Annotated in this window: 12 protein-coding genes; 7 read left to right on the top strand and 5 right to left on the bottom strand. The window is 75.4% G+C overall.

The window, feature by feature from the left end:
• The first annotated feature begins 49 nt into the window (after positions 1-49).
• The 7 genes from FE634_RS20165 (at position 50) to FE634_RS20135 (ending at position 10,782) form a co-directional block, all read left to right on the top strand.
• A complete protein-coding gene (locus FE634_RS20165) occupies positions 50-862 on the top strand; it encodes an SGNH/GDSL hydrolase family protein (protein ID WP_138876929.1) in 813 nt (270 codons plus the stop codon).
• A gap of 50 nt (positions 863-912) precedes the next feature.
• The gene (locus FE634_RS20160; protein WP_262347507.1) at positions 913-2,808 is read left to right on the top strand and encodes a penicillin-binding transpeptidase domain-containing protein; all 1,896 of its coding nucleotides are present in this window, start codon (positions 913-915) and stop codon (positions 2,806-2,808) included.
• Between the two features lie 79 nt (positions 2,809-2,887).
• Positions 2,888-5,632, top strand: a complete 2,745-nt coding sequence (locus tag FE634_RS20155; RefSeq protein WP_138876927.1) for a helix-turn-helix transcriptional regulator — start codon at positions 2,888-2,890, stop codon at positions 5,630-5,632.
• Between the two features lie 209 nt (positions 5,633-5,841).
• Entirely contained in the window at positions 5,842-7,773 is a 1,932-nt protein-coding gene (locus tag FE634_RS20150; protein ID WP_222847631.1) for a M4 family metallopeptidase, read from the top strand.
• 240 nt (positions 7,774-8,013) lie between these two features.
• Positions 8,014-9,483 (top strand): NAD-dependent succinate-semialdehyde dehydrogenase, encoded by a 1,470-nt coding sequence (locus FE634_RS20145; RefSeq protein ID WP_138876926.1) that lies wholly within the window; start codon positions 8,014-8,016, stop codon positions 9,481-9,483.
• Between the two features lie 9 nt (positions 9,484-9,492).
• Positions 9,493-10,440 (top strand): glycoside hydrolase family 25 domain-containing protein, encoded by a 948-nt coding sequence (locus FE634_RS20140; RefSeq protein WP_138876925.1) that lies wholly within the window; start codon positions 9,493-9,495, stop codon positions 10,438-10,440.
• 15 nt (positions 10,441-10,455) lie between these two features.
• Complete coding sequence (locus FE634_RS20135; RefSeq protein ID WP_212722011.1) at positions 10,456-10,782, top strand: YkvA family protein; 327 nt, start codon at positions 10,456-10,458, stop codon at positions 10,780-10,782.
• 6 nt (positions 10,783-10,788) lie between these two features.
• Here FE634_RS20135 and FE634_RS20130 read toward each other — a convergent pair whose 3' ends face one another.
• The 5 genes from FE634_RS20130 to FE634_RS20110 form a co-directional block, all read right to left on the bottom strand.
• A complete protein-coding gene (locus tag FE634_RS20130) occupies positions 10,789-11,748 on the bottom strand; it encodes a helix-turn-helix transcriptional regulator (RefSeq protein WP_138876924.1) in 960 nt (319 codons plus the stop codon).
• A 9-nt stretch (positions 11,749-11,757) separates the two neighbouring features.
• Positions 11,758-12,393 (bottom strand): TIGR03086 family metal-binding protein, encoded by a 636-nt coding sequence (locus FE634_RS20125; RefSeq protein ID WP_148240917.1) that lies wholly within the window; start codon positions 12,391-12,393, stop codon positions 11,758-11,760.
• On the bottom strand, positions 12,390-13,475 hold the full coding sequence (locus tag FE634_RS20120; RefSeq protein ID WP_262347506.1) for a sigma-70 family RNA polymerase sigma factor: 1,086 nt from the start codon (positions 13,473-13,475) through the stop codon (positions 12,390-12,392). Before FE634_RS20120 ends, FE634_RS20125 begins: the two co-directional genes overlap by 4 nt.
• Before the next feature lie 86 nt (positions 13,476-13,561).
• Positions 13,562-15,145, bottom strand: coding sequence for a glycerol-3-phosphate dehydrogenase/oxidase (locus FE634_RS20115; RefSeq protein WP_138876922.1), 1,584 nt, complete (start codon positions 15,143-15,145; stop codon positions 13,562-13,564).
• On the bottom strand, positions 15,142-15,735 hold the full coding sequence (locus FE634_RS20110) for a TetR/AcrR family transcriptional regulator (protein WP_138876921.1): 594 nt from the start codon (positions 15,733-15,735) through the stop codon (positions 15,142-15,144). The genes FE634_RS20115 and FE634_RS20110 overlap by 4 nt, the downstream gene beginning before the upstream one ends.
• Positions 15,736-15,749: the final 14 nt, after the last annotated feature.

Raw genomic sequence — 15,749 nt, 5'->3', positions numbered from 1 at the left:
CGGTGGTGCGCTGGGCGGACCCACTGCCGCTCCCTCCGGAGGTCCCATCGTGTTCGCCCGCACCGCACGTCGTCTCGTCACCGCCACCCTCGCCGCGGTCGCCGCCCCCGCGGCCGCCGTCGTCGCCCTGGGCGGGGCGCCCGCCGAGGCGGCCGGGCCGTCGTACGTCGCGCTGGGCGACTCCTACTCCTCCGGCGTCGGGACCCGCAGCTACCTCGCCGACGGGACGTCGTGCCAGCGGTCGAACCTCGCCTACCCGAAGCTGGTGGCCGACCAGAAGGGCTACGCGCTCGACTTCCAGGCCTGCTCGGGCGCGACCACCACGTCGGTCGCCCACACCCAGCTCGGGGCGCTGAGCGCCTCGACCTCCTACGTCACGGTCTCGGCCGGCGGCAACGACGCCGGCTTCGGCGACGTCCTCACCGAGTGCGCCAAGCCCGGGTGGGCCAGCGACTGCGACGGCGCCATCGACGGCGCGCAGGCCTTCATCACCCACACCCTGCCGGGCCGGCTCTCGTCGTTGTACGCCGGCATCCGCTCGGGCGCCCCGTCGGCCTCCGTGGTCGTCGTGGGGTACCCGCGCATCTTCATGGGCGAGGACTGCAACGCCGCGACGTTCTTCTCCCCGGCCGAGGAGGCCCGGCTCAACGCCACCGCCGACCAGCTCAACGCCCAGCTCGCCGCCCGGGCCGGCGCGGCCGGCTTCACCTTCGCCGACCCGACCAGCTCCTACGCCGGCCACGCCGTCTGCGACGACGGGGCCTGGATCAACGGGCTCTCCAACCCGATCAGCGACAGCTACCACCCCAACCAGGCCGGTCACGCCTCCGGCTACGCCCCGCTCGTCGCCCCGCTGCTCTGACCCGGGCCGACGCGCCTGCCCGGTCGGTGCCGGCTGGTAGAACCGGGGGCATGCGTTCCCGCCTGCTCGCCGTCCCGACGGCCGCCGTCCTCGTGCTCGGGCTCGTGGCCTGCTCGGGCGACGACCCCGACCCCGGCGACGCCGGTGACAGCGCCGACGGCACCGCCGCCGCGCTGGCCGCCGCGCTCGGCTCCGGCGACGTCTCGGACGTGCCCTTCGACGGGGTCGCGGCCGGCGAGGTGGGCGACGACCTCGCCGCGGTGGTGGAGGCGATGGGCGACATCACCCCCGAGGTGACGCTCGGCGACGTCGAGGAGGACGGCGACGAGGCGACCGCCACCCTCGCCTGGTCGTGGCCGCTCACCGACGACGACACGTGGACCTACGAGAGCACCGCCCCGCTCAGCCGGGTCGACGACGAGTGGGTCGTCGGGTGGGGCCACGAGGTCGTCGAGCCCAGCCTCAACGCCAGCTCCGTGCTCGAGCTGACCGCGGTCGCCGCCGAGCGCGCCGACATCCTGGGTGCCGGAGGAGTCCCGCTCGTCACCGAGCGCCCGGTGCTGCGCGTCGGCATCGACCGCACCGAGGTGCCCGCCGCCCAGGCCGGCCGGTCGGCCCAGCGCCTGGCCCGGCTCGTCGACGTCGACGTCGCACCGTACGTCGCGCAGGTCGAGGCGGCCGGTGACAAGGCGTTCGTGGAGGCCATCGTCTACCGCGCCGACCAGGCGCCGTCGGCCGTCGAGCGCGGCTACCGCGCCATCGCGGGCGCCGTCATGTTCGGCGCCCAGGTGCCGCTCGCGCCGACCCGCGAGTTCGCCGCCCCGATCCTCGGGTCGGTCGGCCCGGTGACCGCCGAGATGATCGAGGAGGAGCCCGGCGTCTACGAGGTCGGCGACGTCGCCGGCACCTCCGGTCTCCAGGCCCGCTACGACGACCAGCTGCGCGGCACCGGCGGCGTGGTCGTGAACGCCGTCGGCACCGACGGCAACGTCCGCGAGATCTTCCGCGCCGGCGCGAAGCAGGGCAGCGACCTCGCGCTCACCCTCGACGAGCAGCTCCAGACGCGGGCCGAGGCGGCCCTGGCCGACGTCGGCCCGGCGAGCGCGCTGGTCGCGGTCCAGCCGAGCACCGGGGCGATCCTCGCCGCGGCCAACGGCCCCGGCAACGGCGGGCAGAACCTGGCCACCTACGGGCAGTACGCGCCGGGGTCGACGTTCAAGAGCGTGAGCAGCCTGGCGCTGCTGCGTCGTGGGGTGCGGCCCGACACCCGCGTGCCCTGCACGACCACGGTCGGCGTCGACGGGCGCGAGTTCGAGAACTACGACGACTACCCGGCCGGGGTCACCGGCGACATCCCGTTCCGCACCGCGGTGGCCAACTCCTGCAACACCGCCTTCATCGCCGAGCGCGGCCGCCTCGAGGACGGCGACCTCGCCGGCGCCGCGGCGTCGCTGGGGATGGGCATCGACCACGACCTCGGCTTCCCGGCCTACTTCGGCCAGGTGCCGGCGCCCGAGAGCGAGACCGGCGCCGCCGCCGACATGATCGGACAGGGAACCGTGCTCGCCTCGCCGCTGGTGATGGCCACCGTCGCCGCCTCGATCCAGCAGGGCTCCCTCGTGGTGCCGCGCCTGCTCCAGGGCCTCGAGGTCAGCCCGCCCGACGGCGTCGAGCCGGTCGCCGCGGCCGAGGCCGCGCAGCTGCGGGAGCTGCTGCGGGGCGTCGTCACCTCCGGCAGCGGCGGGTTCCTGGCCGACGTCCCCGGGCCGGAGGTCATCGCGAAGACCGGCACCGCGGAGTTCGAGGACGGCGGCCGGGTCAAGACCCACGCGTGGATGATCGCGGCCCAGGGCGACCTCGCCGTGGCGGTCTTCGTCGCGGAGGGATCCTCGGGGTCGGGAACCGCGGGCCCGATCCTGGAGGAGTTCCTGCGCGCGGCCCGGTAGCCGCGAGGGCTTCCGCCGCAGGAACGTTCCCGCCGTCGGGCCTGTCGGAGGTGCCCTCCCGGGTCCTAACCTGAGGTGCATGACTCGGGTCGTCGGACGTTCCACGCTGCTCGGGGAGGTCCACGACCTCCTCGACGCCGGTGAGTCCGTCGTCCTCTGCGGGCCTCCGGGCTCGGGCAGGAGCGCGCTGCTCGAGCTGATCGAGGAGAACGCCCGCGCCCGCCAGCGAGCGGAGGTGCTGCGCTCGACCGGGGCCCCCGAGGAGGTGGCGCTGCCCTTCGCCGCGCTGCGCGACCTGCTCGCCCAGTGCCCCGCGGAGCTGCTCGACGAGGTGGTCGCCGCCGGCCCGCCCCACGTCCGGGAGGCCGTCGACTCGGGCCTGGTCGGCGTCGAGTCGACCGACGTCCTGCGCTCCGACCTCGCGGCCTGCTTCCACGCCGTCCTGGAGCGGTGGACCGCCGACCGGCCGGTGCTGCTGCTCCTCGACGACGTCCAGTGGCTCGACGGCGACTCCTCCACGGTGGTCGGCTACGCCCGCCGCCGGCTCGGGGGCCGGGTCGGGGTGGTCGCCACGGTGACCTCGGTGGGCGAGGTCGACGCCAGCATCGACATCAGCGACCTGCACCACCTCGACGTGCCGCCGCTCGACGTCGTCGACATGCTCGACCTGCTCTGCGACCACGGGCTCACCCCTGACGTCGCGCACCGGGTGCACGTCGAGTCCGGCGGCATCCCGTCGCTGGCCCTGGCGATGGCCGGGCTGGTGGGGGAGCGTCCGGTGGTGCTCGGTGTCCCGACCCCGCTGCCGGCCAGCATCGGGCGGGTCCTCCACGAGCGCTTCGCGGCCCAGCCCGACGAGGTGCGCGAGACCCTCCTGCACGCCGCGCTGTTGAGCCGGCCCACGCTGCGCGAGCTCGAGCGGGCCGGCCGGGTGGGCGCCGCGGCCGACCTGCGCCGCGCCGCGCAGGCCGGGCTGGTCGTGCCCGGGGAGGTGGCGCTGCGCTTCACGCCGTCGTCGCTGCGCCAGGTCGTGGTCGACGTCGTCGACGTGGGGACCCGCACCGCGCTGCACCGCACCCTCGCCGACGCCGCCACCACGCCTGGCCAGCGGCTGCGCCACCTCGCCCTGGCCGATCCGCGACCCGACGCGGACCTGGCCCGCGACCTCGGGGCCGCGGCGGCGGAGTCGGGACGGCTCGGCGACCGCGAGCTGGCCGCCGAGCTCTTCCTCCTCGCCGCCGACCGCGCGCCCCTCGAGCTGGGCGCGGAGCGGATCGAGTGGCTGGTCTCGGCGATCGAGACCGCCGCGCCCGGCAACCACGTCGACCTCGTGCAGCGCGCGCTCGCCGACGTCCTCGAGTCGCCGACGTCGCCCGCCCAGGCGGTGCGGGTCCGCCTGGCGATCCCTGAGCTGGCCGGCAACGCCGTCCCGCTGCTCGACGAGGTGCTCACCGCGGCGCTCGCCGACGCCGCCGACGACGACATGCTGGTCGCCAAGGTGCTCCTCCAGCGCGCCCGCATCGCCCTGATGGAGTCGCGACCGCACGCCGCCCACCGGGCCTGCGAGCGGGCCGTCGCGCTGCTCGAGGCCCACGGCGACGACGACGAGCTGGCCCTCGGTCTCACCACGCTGGCCGTGGCCCGCCGCTGGACCGGGTCGGACCACCAGGCCTGCCTGCGCCGCGCGGTCGAGCTCGCCGGCCCCACCCCGACCGGCTTCCTGCACACCTCGCCGGTCTACATGCAGGCCCGCTTCGCCTTCTACGACGACCGCCTCGACGAGGCCTGGACCACGTTCCTCGGCATGCTCGCCCAGGTCGAGCGCGGCGCCGGCACGGACCACGTGCACGTGCTCCGGTGCCTGGTGGAGGTGGCCGCCCGCACCGGACGCTGCCGCCAGGCCGCCGAGTACGCCGCCCGCGCCACCCGGATCGGGGAGGAGTTCGACCTCGAGGCCCACACCGGCTGGTTCATCACCGCCCAGGCCGAGCTCGTCTCCGGCGACCTGGCCCGCGCCGCGACGCTCGCCCGCCGCGGGGTCGAGGCCGCCTCCGAGCGCGGCGACGTCCGCTACCTGCAGCGTCACCTGGTCGTCCTGGGCCAGGCACTGCTGCGCTCCGGAGACGCCCAGGGTGCGCGCGACGCGCTCGAGCGGGTGCGCGCGGTGGAGCGGGCCGGCGGCTTCGGCGACCCCACCGTCAACCGCTGGCACGCCGACCTGGTGGCCGCGCTGGCCGCGCTCGGGCGGCTCGACGAGGCGGCCGAGGTGCTCACGGAGGCCCGCTACGCCGTCGAGCGGCGCGCGGCGCACGGCGGCACCGCCGGCGTCTCGGCCCAGCTCGACCGGGCCGAGGCCGAGCTGCTCCTGGCCCGGGGCGACCTCGAGGGCGCCGAGCTGGTGCTCGACCGCGCCGCCAAGGTGGCCGCCGACGTCGGCCTCCAGCTCGACGTCGGCCGGGTGCTGGTCACCCGCGCCCACCTCGAGCGCCGGCGCCGTCGGGTCGCGGCGGCCCGCACGACCCTCCAGGAGGCGCACGACCTCTTCGCCGGGCTGCACGCCACGCCGTGGGCCGAGCAGGTGCGCGCCGAGCTCGAGCCCGAGCGCGCCCCCGAGACCGACGACCCGCTCCTCGAGCGACTCACCGACACCGAGGCCCGGATCGCGCAGGCCGTCGCCGCCGGGGCCAGCAACCGCGAGATCGCCGAGCGGGCCTACGTCAGCATCAAGACCGTCGAGGCCACGCTGACCCGGATCTACCGCAAGCTCGACCTGCGCTCACGCACCCAGCTCGCCACCCTGCTCGTCCCGCCGTCGCGCGAGTAGGCAGCACCGTCGAGTGCTCACCCGACCCGGGCCGCGCTCGGCGTCCGGTCGGGCCCGGACGCCGGTGGTCTAGACGCGAGGGCGGGGCAAGGGTTTTCCCCCTTACTACCCCGTGCCGCGCGTCCCTAGGTTCCGATCGCGACCGCTTCTCCAGGACCCCCCCCGCGACCCGGCCGCGTCCCCCCTCGACCCACCCCTCAGGAGATCCCATGAGATCCAGGACGCTGTCCCGGGCAGCCGCAGCACTCACCGTCACCCTCTGCGGTGCCCTCGCCGTCGGCACGCCGGCGCCGACCTCGGCCGCGCCGGCCGAGAGGGGCGAGAGGGCCGAGCGAGCCTCTGCCGGTGCCGACCGTGCCGCGCCGGAGGGGCGCCAGGCCGCCGCCGACCGTCGCGACCGCGCCGTCGCCGCCGCCGCGGCCTTCGTGCGCCGCACCGCGCCCCCGGCCCGCGGTGAGGGGGCCGCGGCCGCCCGCCGGACCGGGGCCCACGCCGGCACCAAGGGCACCTACTACGTCACCTACGGCCGCACCTTCGCCGGTCTCCCGGTCTACGGCGGCGACTACGTCGTGGCGGTCGACCCGGCCGGCCGGGTCGCCGGCGCCACCGGCGCCCCCGCCCGGGCGATCGCGGTGCGCTCGACGAGGCCGACGGTCTCCCGCACCGCCGCCCGCGCGGCCGCCCGCCGCCAGGTCGACCGGGTGCGCTCGGTGTCGCGCCCGCGGCTGAGCGTCTACGCCGTGGGCACCCCGCGCCTGGCCTGGCGCACCAAGGTCACCGGCACGAGCGCCGGGTCGCCGTCGATCACGACCGTCTGGAGCGACGCGCGCACCGGCGCGGTGCTGCTCGCCAGCGACCAGGTCGTGCACGGCACCGGCAACGGCTACTACTACCCGGGCGTCACGATCGGCACGTCCGGCTCGGGGTCGTCGTACTCGATGACCGACCCGGCCCGCTCCGGCGTGAGGTGCGGCGGCCAGAACGGCGCCGCCTACACCGGCACCGACAACGTCTGGGGCAACGGCTCGGGCACCAACCTCGAGACCGCCTGCGTCGACGTCCTGTACGCGGTGGGCAAGGAGGTCGACATGCTCTCGGCCTGGCTGGGCCGCAACGGCATCAAGGGCAACGGCACCAGCTACCCGGCGCGGGTCGGCCTCAACGACGTCAACGCCTACTTCGACGGGTCGATCATCAACTTCGGCCACAGCCAGGACAACGCCCGCCAGCTCACCGCGATCGACATCGTCGCCCACGAGAACGGGCACGGCGTCTTCCAGACCACGCCCGGCGGCTCCACCGGCGGCAACGAGACCGGCGGCATGAACGAGGCGACCGGCGACATCTTCGGCGCCCTCACCGAGTTCTACGCCAACAACCCCGACGACCCGGGCGACTACCTGGTCGGCGAGGAGGCCAACCTGGTCGGCGCCGGACCGATCCGCAACATGGCCAACCCGAGTGCCCTCGGCGACCCGAGCTGCTACTCCTCGAGCATCCCGAGCACCGAGGTGCACGCGGCGGCCGGCCCGCTCAACCACTGGTTCTACCTGCTGGCCAACGGCACCTCCGGCTCGACGTCCTGCAACGGCGCCACGCTGACCGGCATCGGCCTCCAGGCCGCCGGCAAGGTGTTCTACAACGGCCTGCTCCTCAAGACGTCGTCCTGGACGCACGGTCGGGCGCGAGTGGCCACGCTCACGGCCGCGAAGAACCTCTACGGCACGACGGACTGCACGACGTTCAACCGGGTCCGCGACGCGTGGGCCGGCATCAACGTCGGCGCCCAGTCGGGCGAGCCGACGTGCGGCGGCACCACCCCGCCCCCCGGCGGCGGCGCCTGCTCGGAGGTCACCGCGACCGGCACCGTGAGCAGCCGGACGTCGTCGTACCAGCCGTCGAGCACCGGCTTCACCACCGCCGGCGGCACGATCAACGCCTGCCTGACCGGCCCGTCGGGCACCGACCTCGACCTCTACCTGCAGCGCAGGAGCGGCACGTCGTGGGTCGACGTGGCGAAGAGCGAGAGCGCCTCGTCGACCGAGCAGGTCACCTACGGCGCGGCCTCGGGCACCTACCGGATCGAGGTCTACGCCTACGCCGGCTCGGGCAGCTACACCGTGCGCTACGACACGCCCTGACCTCTCGACGGCTCGGGGGCCGGTGGCGTCGCCGCCGCCCCCGGGCCGTCACCGCCGGCGCCACGCACGTGCGCGAGGCGGTGGAAAAGGAGCGAACCCCCCGCCGCATGGGGTCGGCGAGGGGTTCTCGTCGTCTTTCTTGGTGCTCCCTCCGAAGGACGACTGCCAGCGAGCATACGTCGTCGGCCGCGGGCGTGTCTGCGATTTGAGGGAAAGACTTCGGGTGGTTGGCTGGGGTCCATGGACACGTCCGAGCGCCTCGACTCCCTGCTGGCCCCCGAGCACCGCAACCTCCTGATCGGAGGGGCGTGGCGCGAGGCCGAGGACGCCCGGCGCTTCGACGTCCTCGACCCGGCCGACGGCTCGGTCCTCACCACCGTGGCCGACGGCTCGGCGGCCGAGGGCATCGAGGCGCTCGACGCCGCGGTCGCCGTCCAGGCCGAGTGGGCCGCCACCGCGCCGCGCGAGCGGGGCGAGATCCTGCGCCGGGCGTGGCAGCTGCTGCAGGACCGCGCCGACGACGTGGCCTGGCTGATGAGCCTGGAGATGGGCAAGCCGGTCGCCGAGGCCCGGGGCGAGGTCGCCTACGGCTCGGAGTTCTTCCGCTGGTACGCCGAGGAGGCGGTCCGCATCCACGGCCGCTGGATGCAGGCCCCGGCCGGCGGCAGCCGGCTGCTGACGATCCGCAAGCCGGTCGGTCCGTGCTTCTTCGTGACGCCGTGGAACTTCCCCCTCGCGATGGGCACCCGCAAGATCGGCCCGGCCGTCGCCGCGGGGTGCACCATGGTCCTGAAGCCGGCCGCGCAGACGCCGCTGACGATGCTGCTGCTCGCCACGATCCTCGCCGAGGCGGGCCTGCCCGACGGCGTCCTCAACATCGTGCCGACCACCGGGGCCTCCGAGCTGAGCCAGGCGCTGCAGGGTGACGACCGGCTCCGCAAGGTGAGCTTCACCGGCTCCACCGGCGTCGGCCGGGTGCTGGTGCGCCAGTCGGCCGACCAGCTCCAGCGGGTCAGCATGGAGCTCGGCGGCAACGCGCCGTTCCTGGTCTTCGCCGACGCCGACCTCGAGGCCGCCGTCGACGGCGCGATGATCGCGAAGATGCGCAACATGGGCGAGGCCTGCACCTCGGCCAACCGCTTCCTCGTCCACGTCGACGTCGCCGAGGAGTTCGGTCGGCGGCTCGCCGAGCGGATGGGCGCGCTCACCGTCGGCCGCGGGCAGGACGACGGCGTCGACGTCGGCCCGCTCATCGACGACAAGGCCGTCGAGTCGGTCGGGCAGCTGGTCACCGACGCGGTGCACGACGGCGCCACGGTCCTGGTCGGCGGCACGACGCCTGACGGGCCCGGCTACTTCTACCCGCCGACGGTGCTGGTCGACGTCCCCGCCGGCTCCGCGATCAACACCGAGGAGATCTTCGGGCCGGTCGCCCCGATCACGACCTTCACCACCGACGCGGAGGCGATCGCGGCCGCCAACGACACCGAGTACGGCCTCGCCTCCTACGTCTTCACCCGCGACCTGGACCGGACCCTCCGGGTCGCCGAGGCGCTCGAGTTCGGCATGGTCGGAGTCAACACCGGGCTGGTGTCGAACCCCGCGGCGCCGTTCGGCGGGATGAAGGCGAGCGGGTTCGGCCGCGAGGGTGGCTTCGAGGGCATCGAGGAGTACCTCGAGACGACGTACGTGGCGCTGCCCGCCCCGTAGCCTCTCCGCATGCGGTGGTGGGCGGTGGCGGCGGTGGCGACGCTGCTGGTCGCCGGCGGCTGCTCCTCGGAGCCGGCCGCGGGCCCCGGCGACCCGCTGGCCCCGACGCCGCCGGCGACGGCCGAGGCGCCGGTCGACGTCACCACGCCCGAGCCCACCGAGGCGCCACCGCCCCCGCCGGCGGTGACCCGCGACCCGCTCGCCGACCTCGTCGAGGGCATCGAGGTCGACGACGAGCCGGTGCTCGGCTCCGACATCAGCTGGCCGCAGTGCCCGCCCGGCATGGGCATCCCCGAGAAGCGCTCGCACGGCGGCCCCGGCCCGGTCCCGGAGGCGCGCTACGTCGTCGTGGGACTCACCAACGGCCCCGGCTTCCACCCGAACCCGTGCCTGCAGAGCCAGGTCGACGACACCCGCCGGGCCGGGCGGATGATCGCGGCCTACGCCGTGGCCAGCTACCCCGAGCCGCGCTTCCTCGACGAGCACGGCCAGGACGGCCCCTACGACGGCGCGACCCCGCTCGGGGCGCTCGCGAACACCGGCTACCAACAGGCGCTGTTCAACGTCGACAGCATGGAGGCCGCCGGCCTGATCACGCCGATCATCTGGATCGACGTCGAGCCGGTTCCCGACTTCGCGTGGTCCGGCGACCTCCAGTCCAACGCCGCCGTGGTCGCCGGGATCGCCCGCGGCTACCAGGACGCCGGCTACCGGATCGGCGTCTACTCGACGCCGGCCCTCTGGGCCGGTGTCGTGGGCGACCTCGAGCTCGGCGTGCCGGAGTGGCGCGCGGCCGGCCAGACGTCGTCGGCCGAGGCGCTGTCGCGGTGCGGGGAGGACTGGGTGATCCAGGGCGGTGAGGCGGTGCTCGGGCAGTGGGTAGAGGCCGACCGCGACATGAACCTGACCTGCCCGGGGATCTCGCTGGACCTCGCGGCGTGGTTCCACCAGTACTGAGCGCAGACTGGGCCCATGGACCTCTCCGACGTGTTCGTCGCCGTGCTGGTGGTGCTCGGCGTCCTGGTGCTGGTCGGCGTGCTGGTCGTGGGTTTCGTGATGTGGCGCTACCGGGTCCCGCCGCGCGGCGTGGTCGCGATGGTCGGGGGGCTGGTCTACCTCGCGAGCCCGGTCGACGTGCTGCCGGAGGCGATCCTCGGCCCGCTGGGGCTCGTCGACGACGCCGGCGTGCTCACCGGCGTCGCGATCTTCGTCTACAAGCTCGTCCAGGTGCGCCAGCGCCTCGAGCGGTCGGGCATCCAGGGCCGACGGCGACCCGGGGCGGGCGGCCCGCGCGCCTGAGCCGGCTCAGACGCTGGCGGCGAAGCTGGCCACGAGCGTCGGGCGCGAGGTCACGTCGAGCTTGCGGTAGATCTTCGACAGGTGGCCCTCGACGGCCTTGACCGATACCCCGAGCTGCTCGGCGACGCTGCGGTTCGAGCGGCCCTCCAGGGCCAGCAGGGCGACGCGGCGCTCACCGGCGGTGAGGACGGCGAGCACCTCGGACTGGCGCCGGCGCGGCGCCTCGCCCATCCGCTCCAGCAGGCGACGGCCGCGGCTGAGCAGGGGCCAGAGGTCCTCGGCGGCGGCGTACTCCTCGGCCGACCGGAGCAGGACCAGCGCCTCGTCCGGCTCGCCGACGAGCAGCAGCAGCCCGGCGAGGTCCGTCTGGAGCTGGGCGCGCAGCCGTCCCGCCTCGACGCCGTCGAGGAGGGCCAGCGCGACGCGCAGGTCCGGGGCCCGCAGGCCGTCGGGCTTCGTGGTGGCCAGCACCCGCAGGGCGAGGGCGAGGTCGGCCGGCGAGCCGTGCGCCAGGGTGGTGGCGTGCTGGGTGCGGGCCAGGGCGAAGGCCTCGGCGCGGCGTCCGGCGCGGAGCATCGCGAGGGCGGCGCCGGTGCGCCACGGGACCCGCAGGGCCTCGGGGTCGGCGCCGGGGGCCTCGGCGACGGCCAGGTAGCGCTCCACGGCGACGTCCGGGTCGAGGGTGGCCGCCGCGAGCTCGGCCAGCGCGTGGCGGGCCTCGGCGCGGTCGTCGAGGGCCACCGCGGGCGCCAGGGCCCGGGCCGCGTCGAGGTCGCCCTGGGCCAGGTGGCACTCCAGCAGGAGCGTCCGCGCCGCTGTCCGGTCGGCCGCGGGGGCCACGTCCTCCGCCTCGAGCGCGCGGAGCATCGACAGGGCGAGGCGGACCCGTCCCTGGCGGACCAGGGCTCGGAGGTCGTCGACGGCACCGGTTCCGGGCGCGACGGTCCTGGCGGGCATGGCGGGCATGGGTCAAGGCTAGGAAGCAGAACGCCGTTCCGGACCGTAATGGGGGGAATCCAGGGGGACTGGACCAGTCAGGTGTCGCCCGGGCCGCCGGCCGAGGAACGCCAGCAGCCGGGACGACGCGCCGCCGTCGGGGTCGACCTCGGCGCCGGGTCCGAACCGGGTGCCGCGGTCGGCGTCGGCGACCAGCCCGGCCGCGACCGGGAGCAGCTGGCGGGCCAGTGCCTCGGGCAGCGCGGACGCCTCGCCGGTGGTCCGGGTCGTCTCGGCGACGTCCCAGCCGTGCACCGTGATCTCGAGCGCCGCTGCCCGCAGCAGCACCTCGGTCGGCACCGGCAGCCCGGCCACGTGGACGACGTCCGGGGCGTGCGGTCCGCTCCACGCCCCGAGCAGGTCGCAGGCCTTGGCCTGCAGCGTCGCGACCCGGACGTCGAGCGGCGTGCTCGGCCGCAGCGCGACAGCACCGCGGGCGCCCTCGGTGAAGGCGTCGAGGACGTCGTCCATGTGGGTCAGGAGGCGGTCGAGGTCCCACGCGGCGCACGGCGTCGGGAGCCGCAGGTGGGCGGGGGTGACGGGCAGCAGCGAGCCCCGCGTGTAGGCGATGGCCCGCTCGAGCAGCTCGACGCCCCCGGCGGGGGCGTCGTTCACGACCCGGTCGGCGCGGCCGGCGCGGCCGGGACGGCGGGCAGGTGGTCGGCGGGCAGGTAGTCGGCGGGGAGCGAGGCCGGCAGCCCGAACGTCGCGAAGAGCCGGGTCTCGAAGAAGGCGGTGACGTGGCGGACCAGGTCGCCGTCGAGGTGCAGGACCTGGAGGTGGAACGGCTCGAAGTGGCCGCCGGGCACCCGCATGTAGAGCCCGAACGCGGGCTGGCCGTTGGCGGTGGTGGCGACCATCGCCATGTCGTGGACGCCGCCGGGGCACTTGGTGCCGATCAGGTCGCCGATGTTGCCGGCGCCGCGGTACCAGTTGGTGAACGGCGGCATGTCCCACGTGGCGTCGGCCTTGAGCAGCCCGACGATGGTGTCGATGTCCTTGCGCCAGAACGCGTCGAGGTAGCGGTCGAGGAGTCCGCGCTGGGCGTCGCTCAGGTCCTCCACGACGGTGTCCTCGGTGAGGGCGCGCTCGCCGAGCTGGGCGTGGGCGCGCTGGAGGGCGGAGTTCACCGCGGCCGACGTCGTGTCGAGCGCCTCGGCCGTCTCGGCGGCCGACCACCGCAGCACGTCGCGCAGGATGAGCACCGCGCGCTGGCGGGCCGGCAGGTGCTGGAGCGCGGCGACGAACGCCAGGCGCAGCGTGTCGCGCTCGGCGACCACCACGGCGGCGTCCGGGACCGGCTCGAGCCAGGCGATCTCGTGGTTCTCCTCGAGGGCGTCGCCGGCCATCTGGTCGGAGGTGCCGAGCCCCGCGGGCAGCGGCCGGCGCGGCTTGCCCTCGAGGTTGGTCAGGCACACGTTGGTGGCGATCCGGTACAGCCACGTGCGCACCGAGCTGCGGCCCTGGAACGTGGCGCTCGCCTTCCACGCCCGCAGGAACGTCTCCTGGACGAGGTCCTCGGCCTCGTGGACCGACCCGCTCATCCGGTAGCAGTGGGCCAGCAGCTCGCGCTGGTAGCGCGAGGTCAGGCCGTCGAAGTCGTCGAGCTCGGTGGTGCCCCGGTCGCTGCCGGGCCCGCCGCTGGTCTCCTGCGCCGTCATGTCGAGGTTCGCCCGCTCCGTCGCCGTCGTCGTCATGCTGTGCTCCCGCCGTTGGTCAGTCTGCCTGCTCCTACCGACCCGGGTCGAGGGCCGCACTCATCGGTGGGCGGTGAACGGCTCGGCTACCACGCCCGGGCGGTGGCGACGAGGGCGAGCGCGCGCTCGGCGGCGGGGACGGCGAGGGCGCGATCGGCCGGGACGAGGCCGACGCGGGTCCGGCGGTCGAGCAGGTCGGCGACGTCGTACGCGCCCTCGTCGGTGACGCCGAAGACGAGCTCGGCGAGGGTCACCGGGACGCCGTCGGCCACCGGCGCCAGGAGCTCCTCGTCGCCGAGCCGGGTGACCTCGCGGGCGGTGTCGAGCACGAGGCCGGCGTCGGTGCCGTAGCGGCGCACCAGGCGGGCCGGCTGCTCGAGCGCGGCCAGCTCGGCGCGCGGCGCCGCCCCGAGGAGGGGCAGGGTGGCGGTGACGCAGGGACCGGCGTCGAGGTGGGCGGTGGCGGCGTCGAGGGCGTCCTGGGCCATCCGCCGGTACGTCGTGAGCTTGCCGCCGACGATCGTGACGACCCCCGTGCGGCTGGTGAGGACGGCGTGGCGGCGCGACAGGTCCGCGGTCGGGCGGCCGTGGTCGGTCGCGGGGCCGGCGTGCAGCAGCGGCCGCAGCCCGGCGTGGGCACCCACGACGTCGGTGCGGTGCAGCGGCCGGTCGAACGCCGCGGCGACGACGTCGAGCAGGAACCCGACCTCGGCCTCCGACGGCGTCGGGACGTCGGGGACCGGGCCGTCGACCGGCTCGTCGGTGAGGCCGACGTGCAGGGTGCCGTCGGGCTGCGGGAGCACCATGACGAAGCGGTTGCCGGAGCCGGGGACGGGCGCGAAGACCGCGGTGGTCAGCCCCGGCAGGGTCTCGGCCCGCAGCACCAGGTGGGTGCCGCGGCTGGGGCGGAGGGTGACGTCGTCGACGAGGTCGCCGGCCCAGACGCCGGTCGCGTTGACGACGGCGCCGGCGGCGACCGCGCGGACCTCACCGGTCAGCTCGTCGCGCAGCTCGACCGAGCGCCCGGTGGCGGCCAGGACGCGGGCCCGGGTGCGCAGGTGCGCGCCGTGGGCGGCCGCCGTGCGGGCGATGGTGGTGACCAGGCGGGCGTCGTCCTCGAGCTGGCCGTCCCACGAGAGGTAGCCCCCGGTGAGGCCGGCGGTGCGGAGCCCGGGGGCGAGCCGCAGCAGCTCGGTCGCCGACACCCGGCGCGGGCGGGGCAGGGTGGCGACCGAGGTGTGCGCGCCCCGGCGCAGGAGGTCGCCGGCGTGCAGGCCGAGCGACGTCAGCGTGCGGGTGGTGCGGCTGGTCGCGCCGGTGAAGGGCACGACGTAGGGCATCGCGTGGGTGAGGTGCGGCGCGGTGACCTCCATCAGGACGCCGCGCTCCACGGCGCTCTCGCGCGCGACGTCGAGCTGGCCCTGGGCGAGGTAGCGCAGGCCGCCGTGGACGAGCTTGGAGGACCAGCGCGAGGTGCCGAAGGCGAGGTCGTGGGCGTCGACGGCGAGCACCGACAGCCCGCGGGTGACCGCGTCGAGCGCGACCCCGACGCCGGTGACGCCCAGCCCGACGACGACGACGTCGACGGAGTCCGGGGCGCCGTCGAGGCCGGCGGCGACGCGGGTCGCGGGGCGCCGGTCGGGCGGGCGGGTGCGCGCGGGTGTGGTCACGGCACCAGCGCGCGGGTGAGCAGCAGCGTCAGCTCGGCGTCGAGCGCGTCCTGGTCGACGTCGTCGTCGAGCATCGTGTGCGAGGACAGCACGAACCCGTGGGCGGCGAGGACGAGGGCGCGGGCCATCGTGGCGGGGTCGCCGGCGCGGACCAGGCCGGCGGCCTGGCCGTCGGCGATCGCGCGCTCGGTGAGCCGCAGGACGTGGTCCTGCGAGCGGCCGCGGCGCGAGAGCAGGTAGGGGAGCACCAGCTCGGGGTCGAGCTCGACGATCCGGACGTACAGCTCGTTGTGCCGCAGGGCGCGGATCGTGGTGACGACCCGCTCGACGAGCCCCGCGACGCTGTCGGCGCCCACGAACGCGTCGCCGGTGCGGTTCGTGGCGACGATCCTCATCCACTCGCGGGTCATCAGGTCGCCGAGCAGGGTCGGCATGTCGGCCCAGGTGCGGTAGATCGTCATCCGCGACACCCCGGCCCGGCGGGCGACCTCGGTCAGCGTGGTGCGCCGCCACCCGACGTCGAGGATGCACGCCCGGGCGGCGTCGAGGAAGGTGCTCTCGGACGGCGGGATGTGACGAAGTGACGTCATATGTCACACTGTAA

Origin of the sequence: Nocardioides sp. S-1144, assembly GCF_005954645.2 — a bacterium.
Lineage (GTDB): Bacteria > Actinomycetota > Actinomycetes > Propionibacteriales > Nocardioidaceae > Nocardioides > Nocardioides dongxiaopingii.
Note: the sequence above shows the minus strand (reverse complement) of the source record. Positions and strands in the feature narration are given on the sequence as shown.